This is a genomic window from Marinobacter subterrani (assembly GCF_001045555.1).
GTDB lineage: Bacteria > Pseudomonadota > Gammaproteobacteria > Pseudomonadales > Oleiphilaceae > Marinobacter > Marinobacter subterrani.
Genome location: NZ_LFBU01000001.1, coordinates 3248028 through 3274254 on the forward strand (window position 1 = coordinate 3248028; position 26227 = coordinate 3274254).

The 26227-nt window shown below is 59.3% G+C and carries 26 protein-coding genes; 13 read left to right on the forward strand and 13 right to left on the reverse strand.

The genetic code is table 11. The annotated features are described in order from the left end of the window. The first annotated feature begins 21 nt into the window (after positions 1–21). Genes msub_RS15095 through msub_RS15110 form a run of 4 tightly spaced genes read left to right on the forward strand, consistent with a single transcriptional unit; the run spans position 22 to position 4044 of the window. Positions 22–1239 carry an ABC transporter substrate-binding protein gene (locus msub_RS15095; RefSeq protein WP_048496775.1) on the forward strand — a complete coding sequence of 406 codons (1218 nt, stop codon included), beginning with the start codon at positions 22–24 and terminating at the stop codon, positions 1237–1239. Positions 1240–1277: 38 nt separating this feature from the next. Then, positions 1278–2174, forward strand: coding sequence for a branched-chain amino acid ABC transporter permease (locus msub_RS15100; RefSeq protein WP_048496776.1), 897 nt, complete (start codon positions 1278–1280; stop codon positions 2172–2174). 5 nt (positions 2175–2179) lie between these two features. Next, positions 2180–3100 (forward strand): branched-chain amino acid ABC transporter permease, encoded by a 921-nt coding sequence (locus msub_RS15105; protein ID WP_048496777.1) that lies wholly within the window; start codon positions 2180–2182, stop codon positions 3098–3100. A 5-nt stretch (positions 3101–3105) separates the two neighbouring features. Continuing rightward, on the forward strand, positions 3106–4044 hold the full coding sequence (locus tag msub_RS15110; protein WP_048496778.1) for an ornithine cyclodeaminase family protein: 939 nt from the start codon (positions 3106–3108) through the stop codon (positions 4042–4044). On the opposite strand, the gene msub_RS15115 is transcribed toward msub_RS15110, so the two are convergent. Next, on the reverse strand, positions 4041–4988 hold the full coding sequence (locus tag msub_RS15115) for a LysR family transcriptional regulator (RefSeq protein ID WP_048496779.1): 948 nt from the start codon (positions 4986–4988) through the stop codon (positions 4041–4043). The two genes, msub_RS15110 and msub_RS15115, sit on opposite strands and share 4 nt — an antisense overlap. A gap of 228 nt (positions 4989–5216) precedes the next feature. On the opposite strand from msub_RS15115, the gene msub_RS15120 reads away from it, so the two are divergent. Then, complete coding sequence (locus tag msub_RS15120; RefSeq protein ID WP_048496780.1) at positions 5217–6140, forward strand: DMT family transporter; 924 nt, start codon at positions 5217–5219, stop codon at positions 6138–6140. Here msub_RS15120 and msub_RS15125 read toward each other — a convergent pair. The 3 genes from msub_RS15125 to msub_RS15135 all read right to left on the reverse strand — a co-directional run bounded on the left by msub_RS15125 (position 6137) and on the right by msub_RS15135 (position 8197). Next, positions 6137–6721, reverse strand: a complete 585-nt coding sequence (locus msub_RS15125) for a gamma-glutamylcyclotransferase (protein WP_048496781.1) — start codon at positions 6719–6721, stop codon at positions 6137–6139. The two genes, msub_RS15120 and msub_RS15125, sit on opposite strands and share 4 nt — an antisense overlap. Positions 6722–6757: 36 nt before the next feature. Then, a complete protein-coding gene (locus msub_RS15130; protein ID WP_048496782.1) occupies positions 6758–7381 on the reverse strand; it encodes a MarC family protein in 624 nt (207 codons plus the stop codon). Between the two features lie 93 nt (positions 7382–7474). Next, complete coding sequence (locus msub_RS15135; protein ID WP_227506747.1) at positions 7475–8197, reverse strand: GlxA family transcriptional regulator; 723 nt, start codon at positions 8195–8197, stop codon at positions 7475–7477. Between msub_RS15135 and msub_RS15140 the strand changes: the two genes are divergently transcribed. After that, entirely contained in the window at positions 8198–8956 is a 759-nt protein-coding gene (locus msub_RS15140; protein ID WP_048496783.1) for an alpha/beta fold hydrolase, read from the forward strand. It abuts the gene before it with no gap. 9 nt (positions 8957–8965) lie between these two features. Here msub_RS15140 and msub_RS15145 read toward each other — a convergent pair whose 3' ends face one another. Then, positions 8966–9790, reverse strand: coding sequence for a pyridoxal-phosphate dependent enzyme (locus msub_RS15145; RefSeq protein WP_406564697.1), 825 nt, complete (start codon positions 9788–9790; stop codon positions 8966–8968). A 183-nt stretch (positions 9791–9973) separates the two neighbouring features. Here msub_RS15145 and msub_RS15150 point away from each other — a divergent pair, with 183 nt between their 5' ends. Beyond that, positions 9974–10573, forward strand: coding sequence for a nucleotidyltransferase domain-containing protein (locus msub_RS15150; RefSeq protein WP_048496784.1), 600 nt, complete (start codon positions 9974–9976; stop codon positions 10571–10573). Between the two features lie 322 nt (positions 10574–10895). Here the strand turns inward: msub_RS15150 and msub_RS15160 are convergent, their stop codons facing one another. Beyond that, positions 10896–12470, reverse strand: a complete 1575-nt coding sequence (locus msub_RS15160) for a flavin-containing monooxygenase (protein WP_048496786.1) — start codon at positions 12468–12470, stop codon at positions 10896–10898. A 483-nt stretch (positions 12471–12953) separates the two neighbouring features. Between msub_RS15160 and msub_RS15165 the strand changes: the two genes are divergently transcribed. From msub_RS15165 to pntB, 3 genes are all read left to right on the forward strand, one after another. Further along, positions 12954–13595 carry a TetR family transcriptional regulator gene (locus msub_RS15165; RefSeq protein WP_048496787.1) on the forward strand — a complete coding sequence of 214 codons (642 nt, stop codon included), beginning with the start codon at positions 12954–12956 and terminating at the stop codon, positions 13593–13595. Between the two features lie 133 nt (positions 13596–13728). Further along, positions 13729–15306 carry a Re/Si-specific NAD(P)(+) transhydrogenase subunit alpha gene (locus msub_RS15170; RefSeq protein WP_048496788.1) on the forward strand — a complete coding sequence of 526 codons (1578 nt, stop codon included), beginning with the start codon at positions 13729–13731 and terminating at the stop codon, positions 15304–15306. Positions 15307–15318: 12 nt separating this feature from the next. Further along, complete coding sequence (pntB, locus tag msub_RS15175; RefSeq protein WP_048496789.1) at positions 15319–16713, forward strand: Re/Si-specific NAD(P)(+) transhydrogenase subunit beta; 1395 nt, start codon at positions 15319–15321, stop codon at positions 16711–16713. Between the two features lie 73 nt (positions 16714–16786). Here the strand turns inward: pntB and bamE are convergent, their stop codons facing one another. Both bamE and msub_RS15185 read right to left on the reverse strand, forming a co-directional pair. Then, a complete protein-coding gene (bamE, locus tag msub_RS15180; protein ID WP_048497149.1) occupies positions 16787–17092 on the reverse strand; it encodes an outer membrane protein assembly factor BamE domain-containing protein in 306 nt (101 codons plus the stop codon). A 155-nt stretch (positions 17093–17247) separates the two neighbouring features. After that, complete coding sequence (locus msub_RS15185) at positions 17248–18360, reverse strand: NADH:flavin oxidoreductase (RefSeq protein WP_048496790.1); 1113 nt, start codon at positions 18358–18360, stop codon at positions 17248–17250. An 89-nt stretch (positions 18361–18449) separates the two neighbouring features. On the opposite strand from msub_RS15185, the gene msub_RS15190 reads away from it, so the two are divergent. Both msub_RS15190 and msub_RS15195 read left to right on the forward strand, forming a co-directional pair. Further along, entirely contained in the window at positions 18450–18920 is a 471-nt protein-coding gene (locus msub_RS15190; RefSeq protein WP_048496791.1) for a winged helix-turn-helix transcriptional regulator, read from the forward strand. 158 nt (positions 18921–19078) lie between these two features. Continuing rightward, complete coding sequence (locus tag msub_RS15195) at positions 19079–19795, forward strand: OmpW/AlkL family protein (protein ID WP_048496792.1); 717 nt, start codon at positions 19079–19081, stop codon at positions 19793–19795. A 147-nt stretch (positions 19796–19942) separates the two neighbouring features. Here msub_RS15195 and msub_RS15200 read toward each other — a convergent pair whose 3' ends face one another. From msub_RS15200 to msub_RS15215, 4 genes are all read right to left on the reverse strand, one after another. Beyond that, the gene (locus tag msub_RS15200; protein ID WP_048496793.1) at positions 19943–21262 is read right to left on the reverse strand and encodes a DEAD/DEAH box helicase; all 1320 of its coding nucleotides are present in this window, start codon (positions 21260–21262) and stop codon (positions 19943–19945) included. 265 nt (positions 21263–21527) lie between these two features. Next, positions 21528–21998 (reverse strand): hypothetical protein, encoded by a 471-nt coding sequence (locus msub_RS15205; protein WP_156182780.1) that lies wholly within the window; start codon positions 21996–21998, stop codon positions 21528–21530. Beyond that, positions 21979–22899: a lysophospholipid acyltransferase family protein gene (locus msub_RS15210; RefSeq protein WP_048496795.1), complete on the reverse strand. Its 921-nt coding sequence runs from the start codon at positions 22897–22899 to the stop codon at positions 21979–21981. Before msub_RS15210 ends, msub_RS15205 begins: the two co-directional genes overlap by 20 nt. Before the next feature lie 152 nt (positions 22900–23051). Continuing rightward, positions 23052–24578, reverse strand: a complete 1527-nt coding sequence (locus msub_RS15215; RefSeq protein WP_048496796.1) for a flavin-containing monooxygenase — start codon at positions 24576–24578, stop codon at positions 23052–23054. Between the two features lie 211 nt (positions 24579–24789). Between msub_RS15215 and msub_RS15220 the strand changes: the two genes are divergently transcribed. Then, positions 24790–25659, forward strand: a complete 870-nt coding sequence (locus msub_RS15220; RefSeq protein ID WP_048497150.1) for a carbohydrate kinase family protein — start codon at positions 24790–24792, stop codon at positions 25657–25659. Positions 25660–25668: 9 nt separating this feature from the next. On the opposite strand, the gene msub_RS15225 is transcribed toward msub_RS15220, so the two are convergent. Continuing rightward, the gene (locus msub_RS15225; RefSeq protein ID WP_048496797.1) at positions 25669–26217 is read right to left on the reverse strand and encodes a YgjV family protein; all 549 of its coding nucleotides are present in this window, start codon (positions 26215–26217) and stop codon (positions 25669–25671) included. Positions 26218–26227: the final 10 nt, after the last annotated feature.

The window sequence follows — 26227 nt, forward strand, 5'->3', positions numbered from 1 at the left end:
AACAATAAAAGGAAACCCACTATGTTCAAGCACTGGAAACAAGGTCTGGCAAGCGCCATCGCAATGGCTACATTGGCCGTACCGCTCACTGCAAACGCCGAACTGACCGACGGCAAAGTCAAGATCGGTGTACTGAGCGACATGTCCGGGGTTTACAAGACCCTCGAAGGCCCAGGCGCCGTGGTCGCGGCCAAAATGGCCATCGAGGACTTTGGTGGTTCCGTACTGGGCAAGCCGGTGGAAGTCATCTCCGCCGACCACCAAAACAAGCCGGACATCGGGGCCAGCACCGCGCGCGAGTGGATCGACGCCAAGGAAGTCGACATGATCACCGGCCTCGACAACTCCTCGGTCGGCCTGGCCGTGCAGGGACTGGCCAACGACAAGAAAACCATCACTCTGAACACTGGGGCCGGCACCACGGCACTCACCGAGGAACAATGCACGCCCTACGGCATCCACTATGTCTATGACACCCATGCACTGCCGGTCGGCACCGCCACAGCCATGGTCAAGAACGGCGGCAAGAGCTGGTTCTTTATTACCGCCGACTATGCCTTTGGCCATTCCCTGCGGGATAACACCGGCGCGGTGGTGAAGAGCCTGGGTGGTGAGGTGGTTGGCAACGTCAACGCGCCGCTGTCCACGAATGATTTCTCTTCCTATCTGCTGCAGGCCCAGTCGTCCGGCGCCGATGTCATCGGCCTGGCCAACGCCGGGCAGGACACGGTGAATGCCATCAAGCAGGCCAACCAGTTCCGGATCGTGCAGAGCGGGCAGAAGCTGGCAGGCATGCTGGTTTTCATCACCGACGTGCACAGCATGGGCCTGGACATCGCCCAGGGGCTGCAGTTCACCACCGCCTTCGTGTGGAACCAGAACGAGGAAACCCTGGAATGGTCCAAGCGTTTCTATGAGCGCCACGGTGCCATGCCCACCATGGTTCAGGCCGGGGTTTACTCCGCCGTCACCAACTACCTGAAAGCGGTCAAGGAAACCGGAACCGACGACAGCGATACGGTTCGTGCCAAGCTGGGTGAGATGACCCTGAACGACATGTTCGTGAAAAACGGCTCCATCCTGCCGAACGGCTCAATGCTGCACGACATGTATCTGGTTGAGGTGAAAAAGCCTTCCGAGTCCGAAAGCGAATGGGACCTGTTGAGGGTTGTATCGAAGATTCCGGCGGAAGAGGCGTACATTCCGTTGTCAGAATCCAAATGCCGGTTGGTTAACTAACGGCAGGACCGACCACTGCTTTCGGGGAGATAGCCGACGTGTCGATACAGGTCATACTGGCCCAGGCGCTGCTTGGGCTGAATGTGGGTGTGTTTTACGCCATGTTGAGCCTGGGGCTGGCGGTGATATTCGGCCTGCTGAATATCATCAACTTTGCCCATGGCGCCATGTACATGTTGGGGGCGTTCATCGCCCTCATCGGTTATTCTCTTCTGGAGCAATGGTTCGGAATCAGCCTTCAGATCGGTTTCTGGGCGTCACTGCTGGTGGCGCCCGTTATCGTCGGTATTCTCGGTGTTTTGATTGAACGCCTGATGCTCAAGCGGCTCTATGAGCTCGACCACATTTACGGGCTGCTGCTCACCTTTGGTATCACGCTCATCCTTCAGGGCCTGTTCTCCAACTATTTCAATGTTTCCGGCACGCCCTATCCGGGCCAGCCGGAATCTCTCAGCGGTGTGGTCAACCTCGGGTTCATGTACTTCCCCACCTACCGCCTGTTTGCCATCGTGTTTTCCCTGGTGGTCTGTTTTGCCACCTGGTGGGTCATCGAACACACCAAACTGGGCTCCCGACTTCGGGCTGGCGTGGAAAACCCTGACCTGACCCAGGCCTTCGGGCTGAATGTCCCCCTCATGGTTACCCTGACCTTCGCCTTCGGCGCTGGCCTGGCTGGCCTGGCCGGGGTTCTGGCTGCGCCTATCTATTCCGTCAGCCCGCTGATGGGGGCAGACCTGATTATCGTGGTGTTTGCCGTGGTGGTTATCGGCGGTATGGGCTCGATCATGGGCGCCATTCTTTCCGGCCTCGCCCTGGGACTGGTTGAAGGCCTGACCAAGGTGTTCTACCCGCCCGCCGCCAGCACTGTCATTTTCTTCCTGATGGTGCTGGTACTGCTGTTCCGCCCCGCCGGCCTGTTCGGTAAGGAGAAGTAAGCGCCATGACCAACCGCATCCTCTTTATCCTCATGCTGGTGGCTGGCCTGACAGCGCCCCTTTACGCCTACCCGGTCTTCGTCATGGACCTGCTGTGCTTCGCACTGTTCGCCTGTGCCTTCAACCTGTTGCTGGGCTACGCCGGCCTGCTCTCGTTCGGCCACGCCGCGTTCTTCGGCGGCGCCGCCTATATTACCGGTTACGTCACCAAGGAGTGGGGCTTTACCCCACTGCTGGGCATACTCGCCGGTGCGGCATTTGCCATGGTGCTCGGCGCGGTCTTCGGCTTCCTGGCTATTCGCCGCCAGGGTATTTACTTCGCCATGGTGACCCTGGCACTGGCACAGATCATCTACTTCCTGGCCTTGCAGATGCCCTTCACCGGCGGCGAAAACGGGCTGCAGGGCATTCCCCGCGGACATCTGTTCGGCCTGATCGATCTGACCGACTCCAACGCCATGTACTATTTTGTGTTTGCCATCTTCCTCGTCGGCTTCGGCATCATCTATCGCACCATCAATTCCCCCTTCGGTGAAGTACTGCAGGCGATCCGGGAAAATGAGTCCCGCGCCCTCTCCCTGGGTTACGACGTCGACCACTTCAAACTGCTGGCCTTTGTGATCTCCGCCACCCTGGCCGGCCTGGCTGGCGCCACCAAGGCCATCATTTTCCAGTTTGCTTCACTTACCAGCGCGCACTGGCAGACCTCCGGCGAAGTCATTCTGATGACGCTCGTTGGTGGCCTGGGCACGGTCTTCGGCCCGGTCGTTGGCGCCATTACCGTGGGGGCCCTGAGCCACGAACTGTCTGCCTTTGGCTCCTGGGTGCAGGTAATACTCGGCACCATTTTCGTGGTCTGCGTGCTGGTATTCCGTCGCGGTATCATTGGCGAAATCCAGCGATTGGCAAGTCGTAAACAGGGTTAAGGTCTATGCGAGTTATTTCTGCACAGGAGGTGGCCGGCGCGCTGGCATGGCCGGCACTGATCGAACGTCTGGCCACCACCTTCCGTGAGGGCGTCGAAGCCCCACCACGACACCATCACGCCATGCATCGCCCGGACGGTGAGGCTACCATGCTTCTGATGCCGGCCTGGGAAGAAACCGGTTACATCGGCATGAAGATGGTCAACGTGTTTCCCCAGAACGCCAATGCCGGCCTGCCCGCCATATCCGGCCTGTATATCCTTTGCGAGGGCCAGCATGGCACACCGCTCGCCTGTATCGACGGCAGCGCCCTCACCAGCCGGCGGACCGCCGCCGCCTCGGCCCTGGCGGCCCGGGAGCTGGCACGGCAGGATGCCGAATCGCTGCTGGTGGTCGGCACCGGCAAACTGGCGCCCATGCTGATCGAGGCTCACGCCGCCGTTCGGCCCATCCGCAAGGTACGGGTCTGGGGCCGAAACCCCGACAAGGCCACGGCCCTGGCCGAGCAATTCCGGGACCGGTTCGACTGTCAGGCGGTAATCGATCTGGAAACCGCAGTACCCGAAGCAGACATTATCAGCTGCGCTACCCTTTCAACCGACCCACTGGTCCGGGGTGAGTGGCTGCAGCCGGGCAGCCATCTGGATCTGGTGGGCGCATTCCGGCCCTCCATGCGGGAAACCGACAGCCAGTGCCTGGCCCGCAGCGAAGTCTTCGTGGACACCTACGCCGGCGCCCTGGGCGAGGCCGGCGACATCCTGCAGGCCATCGACGAAGGCGCGTTCAGCAAGGCGGACCTGCGGGCTGAGCTGGCGGAACTCCTGCGGGGCAAGAAACCAGGACGCACGGACGATCAGGCCATCACCCTGTTCAAATCCGTGGGCGCCTCGCTGGAAGACCTGGCCGCCGCCATCGAAGTCTGGGAAACCCTGGAGCGCGGCTAGTCCGCCTCACCCCGCAGCCCGCCCTCAATGGCCTGACTCACCAGCCAGCGCCGCAACAACTGAATACCCCGTTCCTGGCGACGACTGGTTTTCCAGGCAAAGTAGAACTGATCCCCGGTCATTACCGGATGGATGGGCAACCGCACAAAATCTTCCGAGTCCTTACGGGTACTCAGCATGTAATCGTTGGTGAGGGCGATGCCCTGATGAAATCTTGCCGCCTCAAGAGCCAGCAGCATGTGACTGAAATGCTGGACGCGAACTCCCTGCGGAATAGGCCGGTCCACCGCCTTGAACCACACCTCCCAGTCGCCGGCCGGCTTCTCGAAAATACTGTGGGTCGACAACAACGGAAACCGCGCCACTTCATCCGGCGTCAGCGGCGCCTCATCGCCATCCGCCCCCTCACGCCCCAGCTCCCGCCGGATTTTTTGCCAATAATCCTGACTACAAACCGGAAACAGCCGCTCCACATACAGCAACTCATAGCTGTACGCGGGCGAATTCCGGTGAATGGTGATAAAACAGTCCGCCACCCGATCCGACAACACCGGGTTCTCACTGCTCATCTCCAGCGCCAGATCCAGCTGCGGGTGCAACCGCTGCAAATCCGGCAACCTCGGCACCAGCCAACGCACCGCAAAGGAACTGAACACCGACAACCGCAGCCGAGATTCCTCATGGCCCAACACCTGCTCACTGGCTCGTTCAATCTGCAGCAAGGCTGAACTCACTGCATCAAGATACTGCCGCCCCTCGTCGGTCAACGACAGCGTTCGGCCACTGCGCCAGAACAGCTGTTCCCCCAGATAGGTTTCCAACTGCTTGATCTGATGACTCACCGCACTCTGGCTCACCGCCAGCTCGTCGGCAGCAAGCGAAAAGCTGTTGAGGCGAGCAACGGCTTCGAAGACAGGCAGGGCTTTCAGCGGTGGCAGTTTCATTATCTATTTTTCTAATACCTTACAAATAAAGATCATTTTATCGGATATTAAAACCCAAATAGAATCTCCGTGCGAGTCAGGGGAGCGCGGGCAGGAAATGGCTTCCGAAAATGCTTGGAGCCACGGATGGCGGAAAGCAAGCGTACAGGGATGTACTTGCAGCGGTTTTCGGAAGCCATTTCCTGCCCGCGCTCATGCACCCAGAGTTTTAGATCGGAGGGAAAGAATATGTCAGGAAAAACCGTAAACAGTGCCATTCTTCTGCTTATCATCGGCAACGCCATGGCCTTGATCTCTGACGTATTCATCAAACTGCTCGAACCCGGCGCCCCGGTGTTCCAGTTTGCCTTCCTGCGCTGCCTGATCACCCTCGGATTTCTGCTGCCACTGGCCGGGCAACTGGACCGGAAAAACCTGTTTGCCGGGCTCAAAATCCACACCGCCCGGGCCCACATCCACCTGGCCGGCATCCTGTGCATGGTCATCGCCCTCGGCAACCTGCCGCTGGCCACCGCCAACGCCGTGTTCTACGCCGCACCTATCCTGGTGATGGTGCTCTCCGTCTTCCTGTTCCGGGAAAAGCTGACACCGCTGAGCGTAACCGCCGTGTTCAGCGGCTTCGCCGGCATCATACTCATCCTGCGCCCGGTGGAATTCAACTGGGCCGCCGTGGCAGCCCTGACCTCCGCCTTTACCCTGGCCATCAATGCCGTATTGGTCCGCAAACTCCCGAAGCAGCAAACCACCGTCCACAAGCTGTTCCTGAACTACCTGCTGATTCTGCCAGCGGCGGGCGCCCTGGCCTGGTGGGAAGGCGCGCCCTGGAATTCCGGCATGCTCGTCAGCGCCATGGGTTCTTCCCTGTTCATCCTGGGCTACAACATTACCGTACTGCTGGCCTACCGGCAGGTGGCTGCCAATCAGGTCACCAGCGCCGAATACACCGGGCTGATCTGGGCCGTCGGCATTGGCTGGATCTGGTTCGGAGAAGTGCCGGACCTGTGGTTCCTGGCCGGCAGCCTGATGATCGTGGTGCCGCTGATACTGATTGGCCTTCAGCAGCGGCGCAGGTCACCCGCCAGGGGCTTCAACCCTTCGCCGGAGCCAGCATGGCAGGATCTGCAGGACAAGCCCGGCTACGTGGCCCATTAGCCCCCGGACCGGCTGTTTTCTCCCGTTGAGTGCAGGTGGGATTCAATGGCGAAAGTATGGGGACAATCGGCACCAAGGGCACGCAGCGAATCTGCCAGCCTCAGCAGATACTCGGCATTGGGGCCGCTGGGGCCGGAGGCCATGGCGATCTGGCGGGCAATATCCGCATCCGGTGCGTGGCCAAGGAAAGCCTCGTTGTCCTCGGTGGCAATGTAGACCAGGCCCTCGGCCTGACGACCATCGTCAAACGTCAGCGTGGTACTGAAGCGCAGGTAGCCGTTCTTCTCCCGCACATCCAGATGCTCGAACACATTGGGCGACACCCGGAACGCCATGCCCTTGCAGACGGCCCCGGGCTTCTCCACCAGGGTCACCACCCGGCCGGGCGCCTCAGGCGTGCCCCGGTGATCGTGGGAGCCCTGCCAGAACCGTCGCTCCCAGTCACGAATCGAGGCCGGGCGCTGCTCCAGGAACGGGAAATCCACCTTGTAGATCAGCGATCCGTAGCCAAACAGCCAGATCGACTCCACGCCGGAGAAGTTATACCGATTGCGGTTATGCTCAATGGTGTTGGCGGACATCACGGACCCCACAGCAAAAAAACGACCCGCGATACTCTAGGTGGAGGCGATGAATCCCGCAATGCCCGTCAGCACAATTTCGGCCGCCATGGCCGAGAGGATCAGGCCGCTGATCTTGGACATGATATTCAGGCCGGTCTTGCCCAGCGCCTTCTCCAGATAGCCGGACAGGTGCAGCAGCACCGCCAGGATCAATAGTCCGGACACCAGCCCGAGCAGCCCGCCGGTTACCTCAGCCACGGTTTTCAGCTCCGCGCCGTAGACCAGAATCGCACCAATGGTCGCCGGGCCGATCATGACCGGAATCGCCAGGGGCACCACGGCAATGTCGTCACGGTCTTCATCCGGCAAGCCGGTCGCGTGATTGCGGGTACCACTGTTGACCAGACTGATGGCGGTCAGGAACAGCAAACTGCCCGCACCGATCCGGAAGGAGTTGAGCGTGATACCAATGGCACTGAACAGCAGCGGACCGGCAAAGAACAGAATCACGCCCAGAACAAACGCCGAGACGCTGGCGCGGCGGATAATCGACGACTTCTCAGCGGCTGGCAAGCCTCTGGTGAGGGCGAGGAACATGGTGACCACAAAAAACGGCGCCAGCAGGAACAGAAAGCGAATCGTGCTGCTGATGTAGGTGGAGAAAAACGTCTCGAGCATTCCGGGCAATCCAGAGGTGAATGAGAGCCCGGAAGCATAGCTTGCTACAACCGCTTTTGCCGTAAGGAAGTGAACGTATGAATTGCTGTCCGTTCACGCTGTCATGGGTGTTACATAGCTGAACCGTTTGCGGTACTGCTCCATGGTGCAACCCACCGTTCGCTTGAACAGCCGCCTGAACGAGCTGGCATCCTCATAACCCACACTCCAGATAATCCGCGCCGTTTGCTCCCGGCTGGACTCCAGTTTGTGTTTGGCGGCTTCAATCCGCAGATGCTGGAGGTAGCCGATGGGAGTCTCTCCGGTCGCGTCCTTGAATCGGCGCTTGAAGGTTCGGGTACCCAGGCCGGCCACTTCGGCGACATCATCAATACTGAGCGGTTCGGGGTAGTGTTGCTCCAGCCAGGTTTGCACCTTGCGAATGGCGTCGTCCTGGTGGGCCTTGCGGCTGTAGAAAGCCATATAAGGTGTCTGCTCTACCCGCCGGCCATCCAGAACCAGCATCTTGCTGCAGGCCAGTGCAACCGAAGGTGAAGCAAAACGCTCCACCAGGTAGAGGCACAGATCCACAAACGCCGTTGCCCCGCCCGCGCAGATGATCTGGCCGTTATCCACCAGCAGCTGATCCTCCTCCAGTCGGATATCGGGATAACGGTTCCGGAACTGCATCGCTGCCCGCCAGTGGGTCGTGGCCACCTGATCCGCCAGCAACCCGGCCTCCGCCAATACGAAGCTGCCGGTGCAGACACTTGCCAGCACAACGCCCCGGTCAAACGCCTGTCGTAGCCCGGGAAAGCCGGGCGATTGGTGCATCATATGGCTTTCAGGCCATCCCGGCTGCCCATGCCCAGCCGTTACGAGCACTTTCTGGATAACACTGACAGCTACACTCAACTGCAGCACGGCTCACGCATCATTCCAGTGTACTCCTGGGGGCAGGGCCCGGTAATTCTCGGTGTCCATGGCTGGGCCGGGGCAGGCATACAGTTTGGCGCCTGGATCGAACCATTGCTGGAGGCTGGCTACCGCGTCGTTCTCTTCGACGCGCCCGCCCATGGCAGAGCCCAGGGGGAAAGCACCGACCTGTTCGAAATGGCTTCAGTCATCAGCCGTGTCGCCGCCAGTGTTGGCCGGGTCCATGGCGTGCTGGCCCATTCCATTGGCTGCATCGCCGTAGCCCGTGCCATCGCAGACGGACTGCAGCCCAGCTATCTGGCCATGCTGGCACCCCCGGCCAGCGTGAACGCGGTCATGGAGAACCTGGGCCGGCAACTGGGGCTGAGTCCGGAGGTTCTGGCTGTCCACCTTCAACTGATGGAGGAGCGTTTCGGCCCATCGGTGTGGGACCAGCTGGATCTGGAAGCCCTTTCCCTGTCTCTCACCCAGCGGGGCCTGATTGTCATCGATGACGACGACACGTCCATTTCACCGGCTGAAAGCCAGCAAGTAGCCGAAAACTGGCCCAGTGCGGAAGTTTTACGCACCAGCGGACTGGGTCACAACCGCCTGCTGTGGAGCCCGATGGTGGTGGAGACCGTGCTCAGGGATCTGGGTCGACCTGTGCACTCCGTCTGAGCGCTTCGTTCAGGCCGGACTGGCAGACAGGGCTGGCCAGATCACCGGCACTGACTGACCTGTTCCAGATCCATGTTGCCACCGGTGATAATCAGGGCGGTCACCTGCCCCGGGACCAGCGGAACCCGGTTCTCCAGCAAGGCCGCGAGGCCGACGCTGGCTCCGGGTTCCACATAAAGCCGGGCTTCGGTTAGCAGCCGTCGTGTGGCCTCCCGAATACCCGCCTCGGTCACCGTGACCAGCCTGTCCACCACACGTCGGGAAGCCGCATAAGTGCAATCTCCCACCACCGCCAATCGGACACAGCACGCGATCCACGTCCGGCTGCTGCCGCAGCAATTCCAGGCCAACGGTACCCTGCCCGGCCATGATGCGAACATCGTTGTAAGGGTGGACCAGAGTCAGTCCCTTCTGATCCCGAAGGTCGTGACACAGAGCCACCGCCTGCTGGATAGTGCCCTCAACAATCACCTCGGCCCCCAGTGCACGGGTGCGGCTGATTTTCAGTGGGCTTGAACCCTCAGGCATTACTACGGTAAGGGGCACCTTCTGCATGGCCGCTGCCCAAGCCAGGGCGATGGCATGGTTGCCGGCTGACACTGTTACCAGACCGGCACTGAGTTCATCATCGCGGGCGGTCATCAGCCAGTTCAGGGCACCCCGGGCCTTGAAGCTGCCGGTGCGCTGAAGGCTTTCGCACTTCAACCCCAAAGGCTGACCCATGGCAGCATCCAGGTCAGGCACATTCAATAGCGGCGTTTCGCCCAGTTGTTGTCGAATACGCTGCTCTGCCTCCAGAATTTGGGGCTGGTCAGGAAGGGTTGGCTTGGTCATGGTGTGCTCTCCTGCTGCTTCCCTTATGTAAACCATGGTGCACGAACGACTGGCTATCAAGATACATTGACCAGCTGGAATCGGATGCAGAAACAGATGTCTTGCATATACCCAAAGTGGGTATAAAATTACCCAAATTAGGCATTAATCTGAAAGAATGCGATAAACACCGGTGGTCCCTCAATGTCTTCAAACTCCAGCCTTGCGGATGCCTTGTTTTCAGGCACCCGGCAAAAAGTGCTTGGCCTGCTGTTCATGCAGCCTGATCAGGACTTTTCACTAGCTGAATTAATCGAACGGGCAAAGGCCGGCTCCGGGGCAGTTCAGCGGGAAGTAGGTCGATTCGTGGACAGCGGATTGGTCACTGTCGAGATCAAGGGGCGCCAGAAGCGCTATAGAGCCAATCACGACGCGCCGATCTTTCCGGAATTGTGCTCTCTGGTTGCCAAAACCCTCGGGCCGGCTCAAGTAGTCAAGAATGCCCTGAGCGCCATGGACAGTGAAATCGACGTGGCACTGGTCTACGGTTCGGTTGCCAAAAACACTGATCGGGCGGACAGTGACATCGACCTTATGCTGGTTTCTGACACATTAACCCTCGAAGATGTGTTTACCGCACTGGAGCCGGTGGAGCAGGAGCTGTCGCGGCCCGTGAACCCCACGCTCTACACCAGGCACGAATTTGAAAAGCGTCGGAACAACGACAATCCGTTTATGAGAAAGGTACTGAATGGACCGTACCTGCTATTGAAGGGAATCATTGATGAACAAGGAAGCACTTGAGAATCTGGTCAACATTCGCATCACTGCGTCATCTCGGATATCGCTCTGACAACCGATACCTTGTTTTTCAATGTCTACAGCACACATTGGACCTTCCCTCCGCGAAATGGCGCATTCTTGATCAGGCCCACCGCAAACGGAACCTCGCGGAATACGAGGGCTTTATTGACGTGGATGAAAGCCTGGTTGCAAGCCTTGTCAGGGTTTGCGAGGAAGTGAGGATGGCGGTCCGTGAGCTAACGGAGAATGGTAATTAGTCGGATCTTACCCAATATGGGCAATTTAATGCCCATATTGGGTAGAATGTCAGTAAGGCAACTTACTACACTGGAGCTGCCTCGCCTACTTCGACGGCCTCCGGCTCACACAGGTACTGTCTCGCATCAAACCGTTTTGTCTGCTGGCGGAACTGCCAGGTGAAGCCCGGCCACAGCGTGGTGTTCTTGCCATTTTCGTTCACGTACCAGCTCTTACAGCCGGTCTGCCAGACTGAATCGCCAAGTTTTGCGTGAATCGAGGCATTGTATTGGCTCAGGGCGTCGACCTTCACGTCCACGCTTTTCCAGCCGTGCTTGTCCATCTTCTTCAAGGCATCCAGCACATACTGGATCTGGCTTTCGATCATGTACACCATCGAGCTGTGACCAAGACCGGTGTTCGGCCCCATCAACATGAAGAAGTTGGGGAAGCCGCTTACCGTTGTGCCTTTGTAGGCTTCGGCGCCGTCCTGCCAGGCATTCAGCAGATCCCGACCGTTGCGGCCAAAGATCATGCCGGCGGGAATCGGATCCTGGGCCCTGAAGCCGGTGCCGTAGATGATGCAATCGACTTCCCGTTCATTGCCATTGCGATCAACAACGACACAGCCACGCACTTCACGGATACCATCGGTCAGAACATCCACATGATCCTGCGCCAGGGCCGGATAGTAATTGTTGGAGATCAGCACCCGTTTGCAGCCAAAGTGAAAGTCCGGAGTGACTTTTTTACGCAATTCCCTGTCCGGAATCTGGTTACGAATGTGCCGGCGGGCCTGCAGCTCACCGAGCTTGAGAATGCGCGGATTGCCGACAAAGCCGAGCACCCGGGCCTCCAGCGACCAGTATATGCTCTGCCGGAAGGCATTCAGCGATTGCGGGAACATCCGGAACAGGCGCTTTTCCAGCGGCCTGATGGCCCGGTCCGGCTTGGGCATGATCCAGGGTGGTGTGCGCTGGTACAGATCCACCCGTGCCGCCTGTTTCACCACTTCCGGAACGAACTGGATCGCCGACGCCCCGGTGCCGATGACCGCCACTCGCTTGCCCCGCAAGTCGTAGTCGTGATCCCAGTTCTGGGAGTGGAAACGTTTGCCGGTGAAGGTCTCGATACCTTTGATGTCCGGGTAGGCCGGGGTGCTTAATCCTCCCATTCCGGAGACCAGAATATCGGCCGTCAGGGCACTGAATTCGGGAAGCTTTTCGTCTTTTCGATCGAGCTTGTCGCCAGGGTTCAGGCCCCGTTCCTGTCTATAAGCCCAGAGCCTGGCGCTGTCGCAGGTTTCCAGCTTCCAGGTCTGCGTTTTCTCATCAAACCGCGCTCCGGCAACATGGGTGTTCAGCCGGATATGCTTCATCAGGCCGTATTTCTCGGCACAGTGCTTCAGGTAGGCCTTGATCTCAGACTGCTGAGCAAACATCCGGCTCCACCCGGGGTTCTGTTCAAAGGAGAAGGAGTACAACGCAGACTGCACGTCACAGGCACACCCCGGGTAGTGGTTCTGGTGCCAGGTTCCGCCGATGTCGTCACTCTGTTCCAGGATCACGAAGTCGTTGTAGCCGGCTTCCTTGAGTTTGATGGCCATGCCCAGGCCGGAGAAGCCGGTGCCGATGATGGCGATCTGTGTGTTCTGTGTCATTGCTGCACTCCTGTGTTGGCCTTTCCGGCCTTGTCTGTTGTTGTCCGGCGGGTCATCATGACCGGTAGACACATGTATACACAAATTGGTATACAACCGTATACTCTTGGTTCGGTGATTGGCCTCAGGTGACTGATTCTTGGCCTGCGTGGCGGGCTCTGGTTTGGGGGGCTGGTCGTTTGTGGGAAGGGCTTCCAAAACACGCTCCTTGCGGCACATCCATGTGACGCTTGGGCTCCGCCATCCCTGGCTCCGCACAGTTTTGGAAGCCCTTCCCACAAACGACCGTCAGACTAAAAGTGGCCCGCCCTCTTACATTCGCCTTAAGTCTTTCAGGCCTCTTCCAATGTCCGGGGGCCATGTTGGCAGGTGTTCCGAAAATGCTCGGAGCCAGGGATGGCGGAGAGCAAGCGTACAGGGATGTACTTGCAGCGGTTTTCGGAACACCTGCCAACATGGCCCTACCTCCAACGCAGAGGAAAAATGAACGCATTAACCGGCGGAAAGCTGAAACTCATCCAGGCCGCGCTGCGGCTGATTACCGAAACCCGGAGCCTGACGTCGCTGGGCTTGCGGGAGCTTGCCAGGGAGGCGGGGCTGAATCCGAATACGTTTTACCGGCACTTCAAGAGCCTGGACGAATTCGGCCTGCAGGTGCTGGGTTACATTGCCGAGGAGATGAAAGCCGGGGTGCGGGATTTGCGGCAGATGGCGGATTCTTCCGAGCAGGCCTCCCGCGATACCGTGGCCTTTGTGTACCACTATTTCCTCGCCAACCCTGCAGCCACCACCGTGGCCGTCCGGGAGCTTCATGGCCCCTCCCCGGTGCTGCGCCGGGCACTGGAGGCGCAGCTAGAGGCCAGCGCCCGGGAAATGGCGGAGGACATTATCGACCGGCAACTGGTCAGTGCCGTGCCGCCGGAGACTATCCATGAAATTTCCCGCATGACCATCCGCTACATCCTGTTCCGGGCCATGGACTACATTGAAAAACCGGCGCAGCGGGCAAGTATCCAGGCTGAAACCGAGCATTTCATCAATCGGCAATTCCGCGGCGCAATGCTGGACGGCCTCTCCGAAGCGGCTATCCATACCTTGCTTCAGGGTGCCGATAAACGGACTTAATCCTGGATTTGTTATCAGGTTCCGGGTTTTTGCTTAGTTCATTTTTAGGAAAACGCAAACAAACCTGTTAGCATCCGCATACGTAAAAACCGAGACACTTAGCGAACAGGTCATTCCGGAGGACTTACGCACAATGAAAATCGGTATTCCCAGGGAAGTTTATGAAGACGAGCGACGGGTGGCGGCAACGCCCCCGTCGGTCCATAAGCTGATCGGTCTTGGCTATGACGTCATCGTCGAAAGCGGCGCTGGCGAGGCCGCGAATTATACAGACGAAGCCTACGAAAAAGTGGGCGCTGTCATGGCCGTCGATACCAAGTCACTGTGGCAGGAAGCGGATTTTATCCTGAAAGTTCGGGCGCCGATGAAAAATCCCGCCCTGAACAAACACGAAGTGGATCTGATGAAGGAAGGCGCGTTTCTGGTCAGTTATATCTGGCCGGCGCAGAATCCTGAGCTGCTGGAAAAGCTGGCGGAGAAGAAGATCACCTCGTTTGCCATCGACAGCCTGCCCCGCATCAGCCGCGCCCAGAAGATGGATGCCCTGAGCGCCATGGCAAATATTGCCGGCTACCGGGCGGTAATTGAGGCTGCCAACCATTTCGGGCGGTTCTTTACCGGCCAGGTGACGGCGGCCGGCAAGGTTCCGCCGGCGAAGATCATGGTGATTGGTGCCGGCGTAGCAGGGCTTGCCGCCATTGGCGCCGCCAACAGCATGGGCGCCATCGTGCGGGCCTTTGATACCCGGCTGGAGGTGAAGGAACAGGTCGAGAGCATGGGCGCCGAGTTCCTGGTGCTGGATTTCGACGACGAGGACGGCAGCGGTGGCGGCGGCTACGCCAAGCAGATGAGCGACGAGTTCATCAAGGCGGAGATGGCGCTGTTTGCCGAGCAGGCCGAGGAAGTGGACATCATTATCACCACCGCTCTGATTCCCGGCAAACCGGCGCCGAAACTGATCACCGCCGACATGGTGAAATCCATGAAGCCCGGCAGCGTTATTGTGGATCTGGCATCGGAACGCGGTGGTAACTGCGAACTGACCGAACCCGGCAAAGTGGCGCACCATCATGGTGTGACCCTGATCGGCTACACCGATCTGCCCAGCCGTATGGCGAAGGTGGCCAGCGATCTTTACGCCACCAACCTGGTGCACCTGCTCAACGAGCTGACTCCTGAGAAAGACGGCAAGCCTGTGGTCAATATGGAGGACGATGTCATCCGTGGCCTGACCGTGGTCCAGGACAACGACATCACCTGGCCGCCACCCCAGCCGGAGGCGCCGGTCAGTCCCAAGCCGGCACCGGGTACCGAGGAGCCTTCAGCGGCCGAAAAAGCCGCCGCCCAGAAGAGCGCCGACCGTCGCAGCATGATCGGCAAGAGCTCCCTGCTGATCGTGACGGCCCTCGCGCTCTATGGCGTTGGTGCCTATGCCCCGGAAAGCTTCCTGCAACACTTCACGGTGTTCGTGCTGTCCTGCTTTATCGGCTGGCAGGTGATCTGGAACGTCACACCCTCGCTGCATACGCCCCTGATGAGCGTGACCAATGCCATCAGCGGCATCATCGTGATCGGTGCCATGCTGCACCTGGCTCAGGCGGAAAATATCGCCGTCGGCATTCTGGCGTTTGTCGCGGTGCTGATTGCCAGCATCAACGTCGGGGGCGGCTTCCGGGTCACCCATCGTATGCTCAAAATGTTCCGCAGGTAGGAGGCGCCCAAAATGAGTACAGGAATGGTGAGCGTGGCCTACGTGGTCGCGAGTATCTTGTTTATTCTTAGCCTGGGCGGCCTGAGCCACCAGGAATCAGCCCGGCGCGGTAATCTCTACGGCGTCGCCGGCTTCATTATCGCAGTGGGTGCAACCCTGGCCAGCGTGGGTGAAGGCGGCCTGACAGCCATTGTGATTGCGGTGCTGGTCGGCGCCGGCATTGGCATTGCCATAGCCAACAAGGTGGAAATGACCCAGATGCCGCAACTGGTAGCCCTGCTGCACAGCTTCGTCGGCATGGCGGCCGTGCTGGTGGGCTATTCGGGTTATATCGAACCCCTGGTTGAAACCTCCGGAGCCGAGCACACCATCAAACTGGTGGAAGTGTTTGTGGGGATCTTTATCGGTGCAGTGACCTTCACCGGGTCGCTGGTGGCCTGCGGCAAACTGGATGGCCGGATCGACAGCAAGGCCCTCACCCTGCCCGGTCGGCACCTGATGAACCTGGTGGCCATCATTGTCTGCGTATTCCTGGGAGGCTGGTTCCTGAGTACCGGCAGCGTGGCCCAGGGCATTATCGCGCTGGTGCTGATGACCGCCATTGCCTCGGTACTTGGCATCCACCTGATCATGGCGATCGGCGGTGCCGATATGCCGGTGGTGGTGTCCATGCTCAACAGCTACTCCGGATGGGCCGCGGCGGCCATCGGCTTCATGCTTGGCAACGATCTGCTGATCGTTACCGGGGCATTGGTCGGCAGCAGTGGTGCAATCCTGAGCTATATCATGTGCAAGGCCATGAACCGGTCGTTCGTCAGCGTCATTCTCGGCGGCTTCGGCCAGACCAGCAGCAGCTCTGCGGCTGCGGATTCCGACCAGACCGTGCATGAATCCAGCGTCGATGATGTCTGCGAGGAACTGCGCATGGCGGACTCGGTGATCATTGTGCCGGGTTACGGTATGGCGGTGGCCCAGGCCCAGAACGGCGTCAGCGAGATGACCAAGATTCTGCGGGAGCGGGGCGTGAACGTGCGCTTCGGCATCCACCCGGTCGCTGGCCGACTGCCCGGGCATATGAATGTCCTGCTGGCAGAAGCCCATGTGCCCTATGACATCGTGCTGGAAATGGACGAAATTAACGACGATTTCCCGAGCACCGACGTGGTGATGGTGATCGGCGCCAACGACACCGTGAACCCGGCGGCCGCCGAAGATCCGGGCAGCCCCATCGCTGGCATGCCAGTGCTGGAAGTCTGGAAAGCCCGGCAGGTGGTGGTCCTCAAGCGGGGCATGGCCACCGGTTATTCCGGGGTCGAGAACCCGCTGTTCTTCAAGGAGAACACCCGCATGCTGTTCGGCGATGCCAAGGACAGCATCGACAAACTGGTAGGAGGGCTGCGGGCCTGATCTGATTAACCAGGTCTGAGTTTACAAGAGCCATGCTCTGTCAGAGGAGCATGGCTCTTGTGTTTCCGGGGGTCTATTCAGTGGTGTTATACACATAGGACGACACGGTTCCGTCCTGATCGAATCGCACCACAAGATCGGTGGTTTCAGCATCGCCAAACGCCGACCACTTGTACCTGCCGTAGGTCCAGGTACGTTGGCCATCCTCGATCCCGGTGCGCCAGGGCTCGCCGAACATCTCCTGGATATCCGCCCGGGTGGTTTCACCAATCCGGATTTCATCGACGTTGTGGGTCGGGAAGTCCTTTCCTACCGTTGCACAGCCCACCATGGCCGCAATTATCAGGGCTACTGACAGCGTCTTAACCGATCCTATCATCGACATACTGATTCCTCCTCTGCACATGACTTTCCCTCATCATAGCGCCTGAATAGCCAGACGCGATTACCATGACGACAGATTCGGCTTTCCGGCCGCGCACAAAAAAGCCGCAGGCCCGAGGGCACTGCGGCAACTGACGATCGAAGGGTCGATCAGTAAAGCTTGGCGAGGGACTTCTTGGCGAAGGATTCCACTTCATTCAGGCGGCCTTCCCTTACCTTGACCAGCCACTCCGGGTCTTGCAGCAGGGCGCGGCCGACGGCAATCAGCTCAAACTCGTGATTGTTCATCCGCTCCACCAGTTCGTCGATTCCGGCTTTCTCAACGGCTTCCTGCTTGCTGGCGAAGGTACCGCTGATAAAGTCTTCCGTCAGCCCCACACTGCCAACAGACATGGTCGGCTTGCCGGACAGCTTCTGGGTCCAGCCGGCAAGGTTGAGATTCGAACCCTCGAATTCCGGCTCCCAGAAACGGCGGGTGGAGGCGTGGAAAATATCGACGCCGGCCTCCACCAGAGGCGTCAGGAACTGTTCGAGCTCCTCGGGGCTGTGCACCAGCTTTGCTTCATAAGCCTGCTGTTTCCACTGGGAGAACCGCAGCATGATCGGAAAATCCGGGCCAACCCGCTGCCTGACTGCTTCAACAACCTCGACCACGATACGTAGGCGGTTTTCCATGCTCCCGCCGTATTGGTCGTCACGCTGATTGGTGCCTTCCCACAGGAACTGGTCGAGCAGATAGCCGTGGGCTCCGTGGATCTCCACGCCATCAAAACCCAGGGCCTTGGCATCCTGGGCGGCATCGGCGAAAGCGGTAATCACGTCCTCGATATCCTCGACCGACATGGCCTTGCCGTTAGGCTTTCCGGGGGCAAAGAGACCGGACGGGCTGTAGCCGGGAACCGAAGGATCCGGAGGCGTACCTTCCTTGCGCACAGCACCAACGTGCCAGAGTTGCGGGAAGATAGCGCCACCGGCTTCGTGTACGGCATCAACCACGTTCTTCCAGCCCTGAAGCGCGTCAGAGCCGTGGAATGCGGGAACATCGGGGTAACCACTGGCTGCCGGGTGATTCACGGTGGTGCCTTCGGTAATGATCAGGCCAACTCCGGCCTCGGCGCGACGACGGTAATACGCCACGACATTGTCGCCGGGTACGCCGTCGGGCGAGAAATTGCGGGTCATCGGCGCCATCGCCACCCGGTTCCGCAGCTTGAGGTTGTGGAGTTCAAAGGGTTCGAAAAGCGGGCCAAGATTCATACTCATGATAATGTGCAACCTCACTAATTTGGTTTCGTTAAGCAACCCTATTAAATCTGGTTTTAAAATGCAACCCTATTCGGTACACTGCGCCCATGGCCAGAAAACGTTTTGATGATTCCAGTTGCTCCGTCGCCCGCGCCCTCAATGAAGTGGGTGACTGGTGGTCGCTGCTGATTGTGCTGCACGCCATGTACGGCACCCGCCGGTTCGTGGACTTCCAACAGGAACTGGGCATTGCCAAGAACATCCTGTGCGACCGCCTGGCCAGACTGGTGGATAACGAAGTGCTCCGCAAGGAGGATGTCGGCGAACACGGCTCGCGCTTCGAGTACCGGCTGACCGAAAAAGGCCGGGACCTGTTCCCGGTGGTGATTGCCCTGCGCCAGTGGGGCGACAAATGGAACCCGGCACCGGACCAGACACCGCTGGACCTGCGGGACCGGGCAACCGGCCGGCCGATTCATACCGTGGAAGTCCGGAATGCCGATGGCGAACCGCTGACCATCCGGGATGTCTTTGTGCCCGACGAGAGCCTGCCCGGCGGCAAAAAGAACTCTGTCTGACCATCCGCAGTAACCGCAGCGCCAACCCGTTTCTTGAGTTGAATCAATCTGCGGATCAAACCAGATCCCCTGCCCGGCCATTCTTGCGCTAAATCAATTTTCCTTTCTCCGCGGTCATTAATCTGAAGCCATCAACGATTCAGGTTAAGGAGATGGATATGTCCCGTACATTCAAACTTGGTGTTCTGGCCGCAGCGGTCATGGCTGCTGCTCCCGCCGCTCAGGCGTATGAGGCCGGTGATTTGATTGGTCGTGTTGGTGCCGCGACTGTTGACCCGGACTCATCCAGCAGCAACCTCAACTCTGCCGCCCTTGGCGAGATTCCTGGTGCTCAAGTCAGTGTTGATTCCAATACTCAGCTCGGCCTGACCCTGAGCTACATGTTCACTGACCGGATTGCTCTGGGCGTACTTGGTGCCACCCCGTTCAGCCACGACATCGAAGGCGATGGTTCTGTCCTTGGCACAAAAGGAAAACTGGCTGAAACCAAGCACCTGCCACCGACCTTTACGGTGCAGTACTTCCCGATGCCCGGCGGAAGCAAGTTCCAGCCTTACCTCGGTCTTGGCGTCAACTACACCACCTTCTTTGAAGAAAAGCCCTCCCAGGCGCTGACCGATACCTATGCCAGTCTGGCTGCAGGCGTTACCCGTACTGACATCGAACTTGATGACAGCGTCGGCCTGGCCGCCGAAATCGGCGCAGACTACATGATCACGAAAAACATCGGTGTAAATGCCGCGATCTGGTACGCAGACATTGATACCGAAGCAACCATCAATGCCTATGCGGGAAACACCAAAGCAGACACCAGCACCATCGACGTTGATATCGACCCCCTGGTTTACATGGTAGGTGTGTCCTACAAATTCTGATACCCGTACCCTCCGGCAGTCTCATGGTCTGTGGGCTGCCGGAGGGTGCGTTTCCTGTACGGGGCCCTCCGGCCCCGTCTTTTTTATCTTCCAGAAACAACGAAGGCGGAGCATCTGCTCCGCCTTCGTGTCACGCCTCAATCAGTCTCAGGCGCTCTGGCGCTGGGCTGACCGGCCTCGCTGACCGCCACCATTCTGGCTCCGGCCACCACTGCGACCGCCTGGCTTGTCGCCAAAGCTTCTCGGTTTTCCGCCTGGCCGGCCATTACCGCCGTTGCCATTGCGGGCACGGGCGCGGCTCGGGTCGGCCTTGGCCTTCGGCTTCAGCGGCAGGTTGTTGGTCGGCTCAAAGCCTTCCACTTCCGTGCGCGGCAACTGCTTCTTGATCAGCCTTTCAATGCCCGCCAGCATCTTGCCTTCATCGGCACTCACCAGCGACAGCGCATGACCACTCTCGCCAGCACGGCCGGTTCGGCCGATACGATGCACGTAGTCTTCCGGTACGTTGGGCAGTTCAAAGTTCACCACCTGGGGCAGTTGCTTGATGTCCAGGCCCCGGGCGGCGATATCGGTCGCCACCAGCACACGTACTTCGCCGGCCTTGAAGTCCGCCAGCGCGCGGGTGCGGGCGCCCTGTGACTTGTTGCCGTGGATGGCGGCAGCGGTAATACCGTCCTTCTCCAGCTTCTGGGTCAGGCGGTTGGCACCGTGCTTGGTACGGGTAAACACCAGCACCTGGTCCCAGCTGTTGTCACGAACCAGCTTGCTCAGGAGCGCGGTTTTCTGGCTCTGATCCACCGGGTAGACAGACTGCTTGATGTTGTCCGCGGAGGTGTTGCGAGCGGCGACTTCAACCTGAACCGGGTTATCCAGCAGGCCTTCCGCCAGGGTCCGGATCTCGTTGGAGAAGGTGGCGGAGAACAGCAGGTTCTGGCGTTTGGCCGGCAGCAGCGAAAGAATCTTGCGGATATCGCGGATAAAGCCCATGTCCAGCATGCGGTCGGCTTCGTCCAGTACCAGGATTTCCACTTCGTTGAAACGCACCGCGTTCTGCTGGTACAGGTCCATCAACCGGCCGGGTGTTGCCACCAGCACGTCCAGGCCCTTGCGCAGCTTCATCATCTGCGGATTGATTTTCACACCACCGAAAACCACAGCGGCCTTGGTAGGAACGTATTTGCTGTAAAGATTCACGCTGTCGTGAACCTGCGCCGCCAGTTCACGGGTCGGTGTCAGGATCAGGGCGCGGGGGCCTTTGCCGGTGCGCGGGTTTTCACCCAGGCGCTGCAGCAGAGGCAGAGTAAAGCCGGCGGTTTTGCCGGTACCGGTCTGGGCAGCCGCCATCACGTCGCGGCCGGAAAGTACCGCGGGAATGGCCTGGGCCTGAATCGGAGACGGGGTTTCATAACCCTGATCAGTAGTAGCACGAACCAGCTGCTCGGACAGACCGAGTGAAGAAAAACTCATATAGGATCAACTCTTGATTATTCTGCCTCCACGAACACCGTTGTCGGCGAATGCGGGCAGATGCCATGAACATTCATGGAATAAAAGACGACTACAGTCACGCTCCGTTATCGGGGTGACGTCCTCTGACAGGTCGTATGGAAAGGTCGCACGGGCTTAAAGCCTTAAACTGCGGAAATCCCTAGAGGCAGGATGCGGGCACAGTAACAGAGGGCCCGTGAAATAGCTATAGGTGCTTTTCAGCAACAGGCTTTCAGGCCAGCACTCAGCCGGCGACAACCGCTGACAGGCAACTCATGGTCACCGAGCGGGCGTAACTCATATCGTACATCTGGCTGAACACGAACACCCCGGCGCACATCGCCGCAATCAGTCCGCCAAAGCGCAGCCAACTGGCCCATCCGGTGGCATCAGCGAGGGCCTCGGGTGCTGCCGTTGGCTCGGGTTCACGCCAGAAGAAGCCGGCAAATAACACCAGAAGGGCAAAGGGCAAAGGGCAAGGCTGCCGACAGTAAACGGCACTGCCCAGACCCGGCAGGAGCGTTAAGGTCAGGGCCACCGATATCGACAGTGGCGACCACATTGGGGATACACCAAAGCCCCGGAGTACCGCAAGCGCACCGTTCCGGGTGGCACTGGAATCACCAACACTGCGAATCCGCTCCGCCACCACGAAAACCGCCCGGGGCAACCAGAGACAGTATGGCCGCAACGCCCTAGTAGATCGCGGCGGCACCTTCCGGCCGGCTCTTGAAACGCCTGTGCAGCCAAAGGTACTGATCCGGCTGCTCACGAATGGTTGCTTCAATAAACTGATTCCAGCGTTCCGCGTCTTTTTGCAGATCGTGCCCGAAGCCTTCCTGGATCGGAGAAAACACCACCCGGTAACGGCCGTCCGGCATTCGCAGGTGGCTCACGCAGATAACGGCGGCGCCGGATTCACGGGCAATATAGCTTGGCGACGTGATGCATCCGGCACTGACTCCGAAAAACGGCACGAACACCTCGGACTTCTTGCCGAAATCCTGATCGCAGGCAAACCACACCTGCCCTCCCTCCTTCAGGAACGACAGCAGAGGCCGGATCTGACGCTTGGTGAATGGCCGGATGTTGAAATGACGGCGGCGACCGCGTTCGATCATGCGGTCTATCACCGGGTTGTCATTGGGGCGGTACATATAGCCCGGTTTCTGGAGTTTGCAGGCGATCAGCGGCAACGCAAAATCAAAAATGCTGTAATGACCACCAATCAGCAGCACACCCTTGCCACGTCGCCTGGCTTCCTCAAGGTGCTCGGTGCCATACACCGATGCACTCTGACAATAGGGCGCCATATCGCGCCACCAGGCGTGCATGCTTTCCAGGACACCCCGGGCCGACGCCACGAAGGCGTCCTCAACCAGTTGCTTGCGGGCTGCCTCATCCAGCTCTGGCATGCAGGCCGCCAGGTTGGCATCCGCCACCCGGGCGCGGGACTTCAGTTTGCGGGATAGCAGCCTGCCGAGCGAGCCACCAAGACGCTGCTTGATGCCCATTGGCAGAAACGATACCAGCCAGAGGACAAATACCAGAGCCCAGGAGCTCCAGAAGGCGGGATGCCAGAGCGCGCGTTTTGCAGTTTTTCTGCGGGAGGCCATACAGCGGTCTCTTTACTGTGGGAGCAGCCGGCCCATCCGATTATGAGTACAACGCCGGCGCATCAGCCCCCAAGATTGCCACATCCCTTATCGTTTTGGTAGTTGAGTTCGTTACCGATCCTGGCCGGTAACCGACGCCCCCATCCAGCCCTTCAGGTCCCGAACAGGGCCGAGCGCAAGGGCCGCAGGAAACCGCCGGATTCACGAGTGCTGGCATGGGTACGCTTGCCGTCAAACTCCAGATAGCCGTCTTCAATCGGCTCGAACCGCAGGATTTTCACATCCTCCAGGTAGTTCTGCGTCGATTTCCAGGGTCCCTGAGTGCCCTGGCGGGGCAGACGATCGGCCGCGCGGTTGATGTAGCCCGCATTGAGGGAGCCAAGAATGGTTTCGTCACCGCGACTGTTTTCGGTGTCCCGGGCCACCACGGTACGGTAGCCCCGCTTGTCCATCAGGTTCATCAGCCGGCACAGATACTCGGCGGCAATATCCACCTTCAGGGTCCAGGAAATGTTGGTATACCCGAAGATCATGCCGGCATTGGGCACGCCCTCCACCATTACGTTTTTGTAGATGACCTTGTCTTTCATCACCACGTCCTGACCATCCACCGTGGGATGGATTCCGCCCAGCATCTGGATGTCGAGACCGGTGGCCGGAATGATGATGTCAGCATCCAGATGCTCGCCGGACTTAAGGCAGATTCCGGTTTCGGTGAAGCGGTCGATGCGATCAGTGGCGATGGACGCCTTGCCGGCTTTCATGGCCCGGAACAGATCGCCGTCCTTCACCACACACAGGCGCTGATCCCAGGGATTGTAATCGGGTGTGAAGTGCCGCATGTCGGCGGTGTCGCCCACCTGGCGTTTGATAATGCCCAGGAACAGCCGGCGCATGAACTGTGGGCTCTTTCTGGATCGCCGGTACAGGAAACGGGAAATGGAAATATTCCTGGCGCGGGTCAGCCGGTAGGCGGTTTTCTCGGACAATATTTTCTGCAGGGCCAGGGTCACCTTGTCGGTGGAGGGCAAAGGCATCAGGTAGGTGGGTGAGCGTTGGAGCATGGTCACATGCGCGGCCTGCTCCGCCATGGTTGGCACCAGGGTAATGGCGGTCGCGCCGCTGCCAATGACCACCACCTTCTTGCCGGTATAGTCGAGACCTTCCGGCCAGTGCTGCGGATGCACAATCTGGCCATGGAAGTCACTTTCGCCCGGGAAGTCCGGTTTGTAGCCCTGGTCATAGTTGTAGTAGCCGGTACACCCGACCATGAAGGTGGCGGTGTAGTGCTCGGTTTCGCCTGTCACTTCGTTCAGGGCCGTGAGCTTCCAGCATTTGTCGACGCCCGACCAGTCTGCCGTTTTCACCGCCAGGCCATAGCGGATGTGCCGATCGACATCGTTCTCCCGGGCAGTCTCTCGCACGTAATTCTTGATCGAGGCGCCGTCGGCCAGCACCTTGCCGCCGGTCCAGGGGCGGAAGTTGTAACCGAAGGTGAACATGTCCGAATCCGAACGGATACCCGGGTAACGGAACAGGTCCCAGGTGCCACCCAGAGACTGCCGTCGCTCGAGGATGGCAAATGACTTCCCGGGGCATTCACGTTTCAGGTGACACGCCATGCCAATGCCGGAAACACCGGCGCCGATGATCAGTACATCGAAATGCTGGTTACTCATTGCCTGTCCTCTCGGATTCCAGTCCGCTTTTTATAATCAATAGTCTGGAATCAAGATAGCTCAGGCCGGGCTGCCCGGAAATTGGCCAAAGTGGTACCGGCCCCCGGTTGTTTGAGTCAGTCGTTAACCGGGGGCGTAGTCAGAGGGAGGATCTGCGGAACCGAAACCCTGACTACAATGATTTTTCTCCCTGATTGTGGATGAGACCACCATGACAAAACCGATCCTTATTCTCGGCGGTGCCTCCCTGGACACCATCATTCACCTGCCGGAGCTGCCCTCGCCGGAGCCCCAGACCCTCTGGCCCAGCGAAAGCTACCGGGCCCTCGGCAGCACCGGCGCTGGCAAAAGCCTGAACCTGGCTTCCCTCGGGCAACCCGTGGTCTTTCACACATTGCTGGGCAGGGATACGGAAGGCCAGCAAATCCGGGACGCCCTGGCCCACCCCCGGATCCGTGTGCTGGAGGAGGAAACTGACGGGCCCACTGAACAGCATGTGAACCTGATGTCGGCGGACGGCAAACGCATTTCGCTGTTCATCCAGCCGCCTCCTGAGCCTGAACACGTCGACTGGACGCAGGCGCAACAGGCACTGGCAGAGTGCTCACTGGCGGTGGTAAACATCCTCGGGTACACCCGATCTGCCCTGCCGTGGCTGAAGGCTGCGGGCACGCCCATCTGGACCGACCTGCACGACTACGACGGACACAACCCGTATCATGAACCCTTTATAGAGGCCGCCCGGGCAATCTTCCTGTCCAGCGACAATCTTCCAGACTACCGCACCACCATGGAAAGGCTGATCCATCGGGGCAAGGAATTCGTGGTATGCACCCACGGCTCGGAGGGGGCGACACTGCTGACCAGCGACGGACGGTGGCTGGAGCAGCCCGTGGTTTCAGTCTCCGGGGTGGTCGATACCAACGGCGCCGGCGATGCCTTTTTCAGCGGTTTCCTGCACCGCTATTTGCAGGGCGCAGAACTGACCGACTGCCTGAGGGGCGGGGCCATCGCCGGGGCGCTGTGTGTCACCTCCCGGGAGCTGGCCTCTCCGGACCTGAATACGCAACGGCTGGCCTGAAAACCGGGATCAACTACCCGGGGTAAAATCGGGGTATTTCTTCTGCAGCCGATAGAGCCGCATAATGGTGATGATGTTGGTGACCAGCACCATGCCCTCCGCCAGGGTACCACCCACCGAGCCGATAACAATGTTGTTCAGCATCCACGCCAGCGCTGCCAGACCGAGGATGATACGCAGGGGAATACCCCGGAGCATGAACATGCCCACGGTGCCGAAAACCGCAGCGGCAAGGGGAAACACGTCGGTGATCGATTTCCAGGTCACCCAGGCGACCACCAGATTCACCGCCAGCATGCCCAGCATGATTGACCAGTTGCCCTGGTATTTGCGGGCCAGGGTAATGCGCAGGATCACCAGTACCGTCAAGGCTGATGCCGTCCAGCTCTCGAACAACGCGAACATCAGCGCAAAGGCTACGTTGGCGGAAATCAGCAGCACCATCAGCCGGTCGTCATTCTTGTTGGCGAAACCGACAATGCAGAACCCGAGGGCCACCAGGCCACAAAGCTGGCCCAGCCCCTCGGCGAGGGTCATGCCCGCGATAAATTCAGTCATTGTTCAGAGA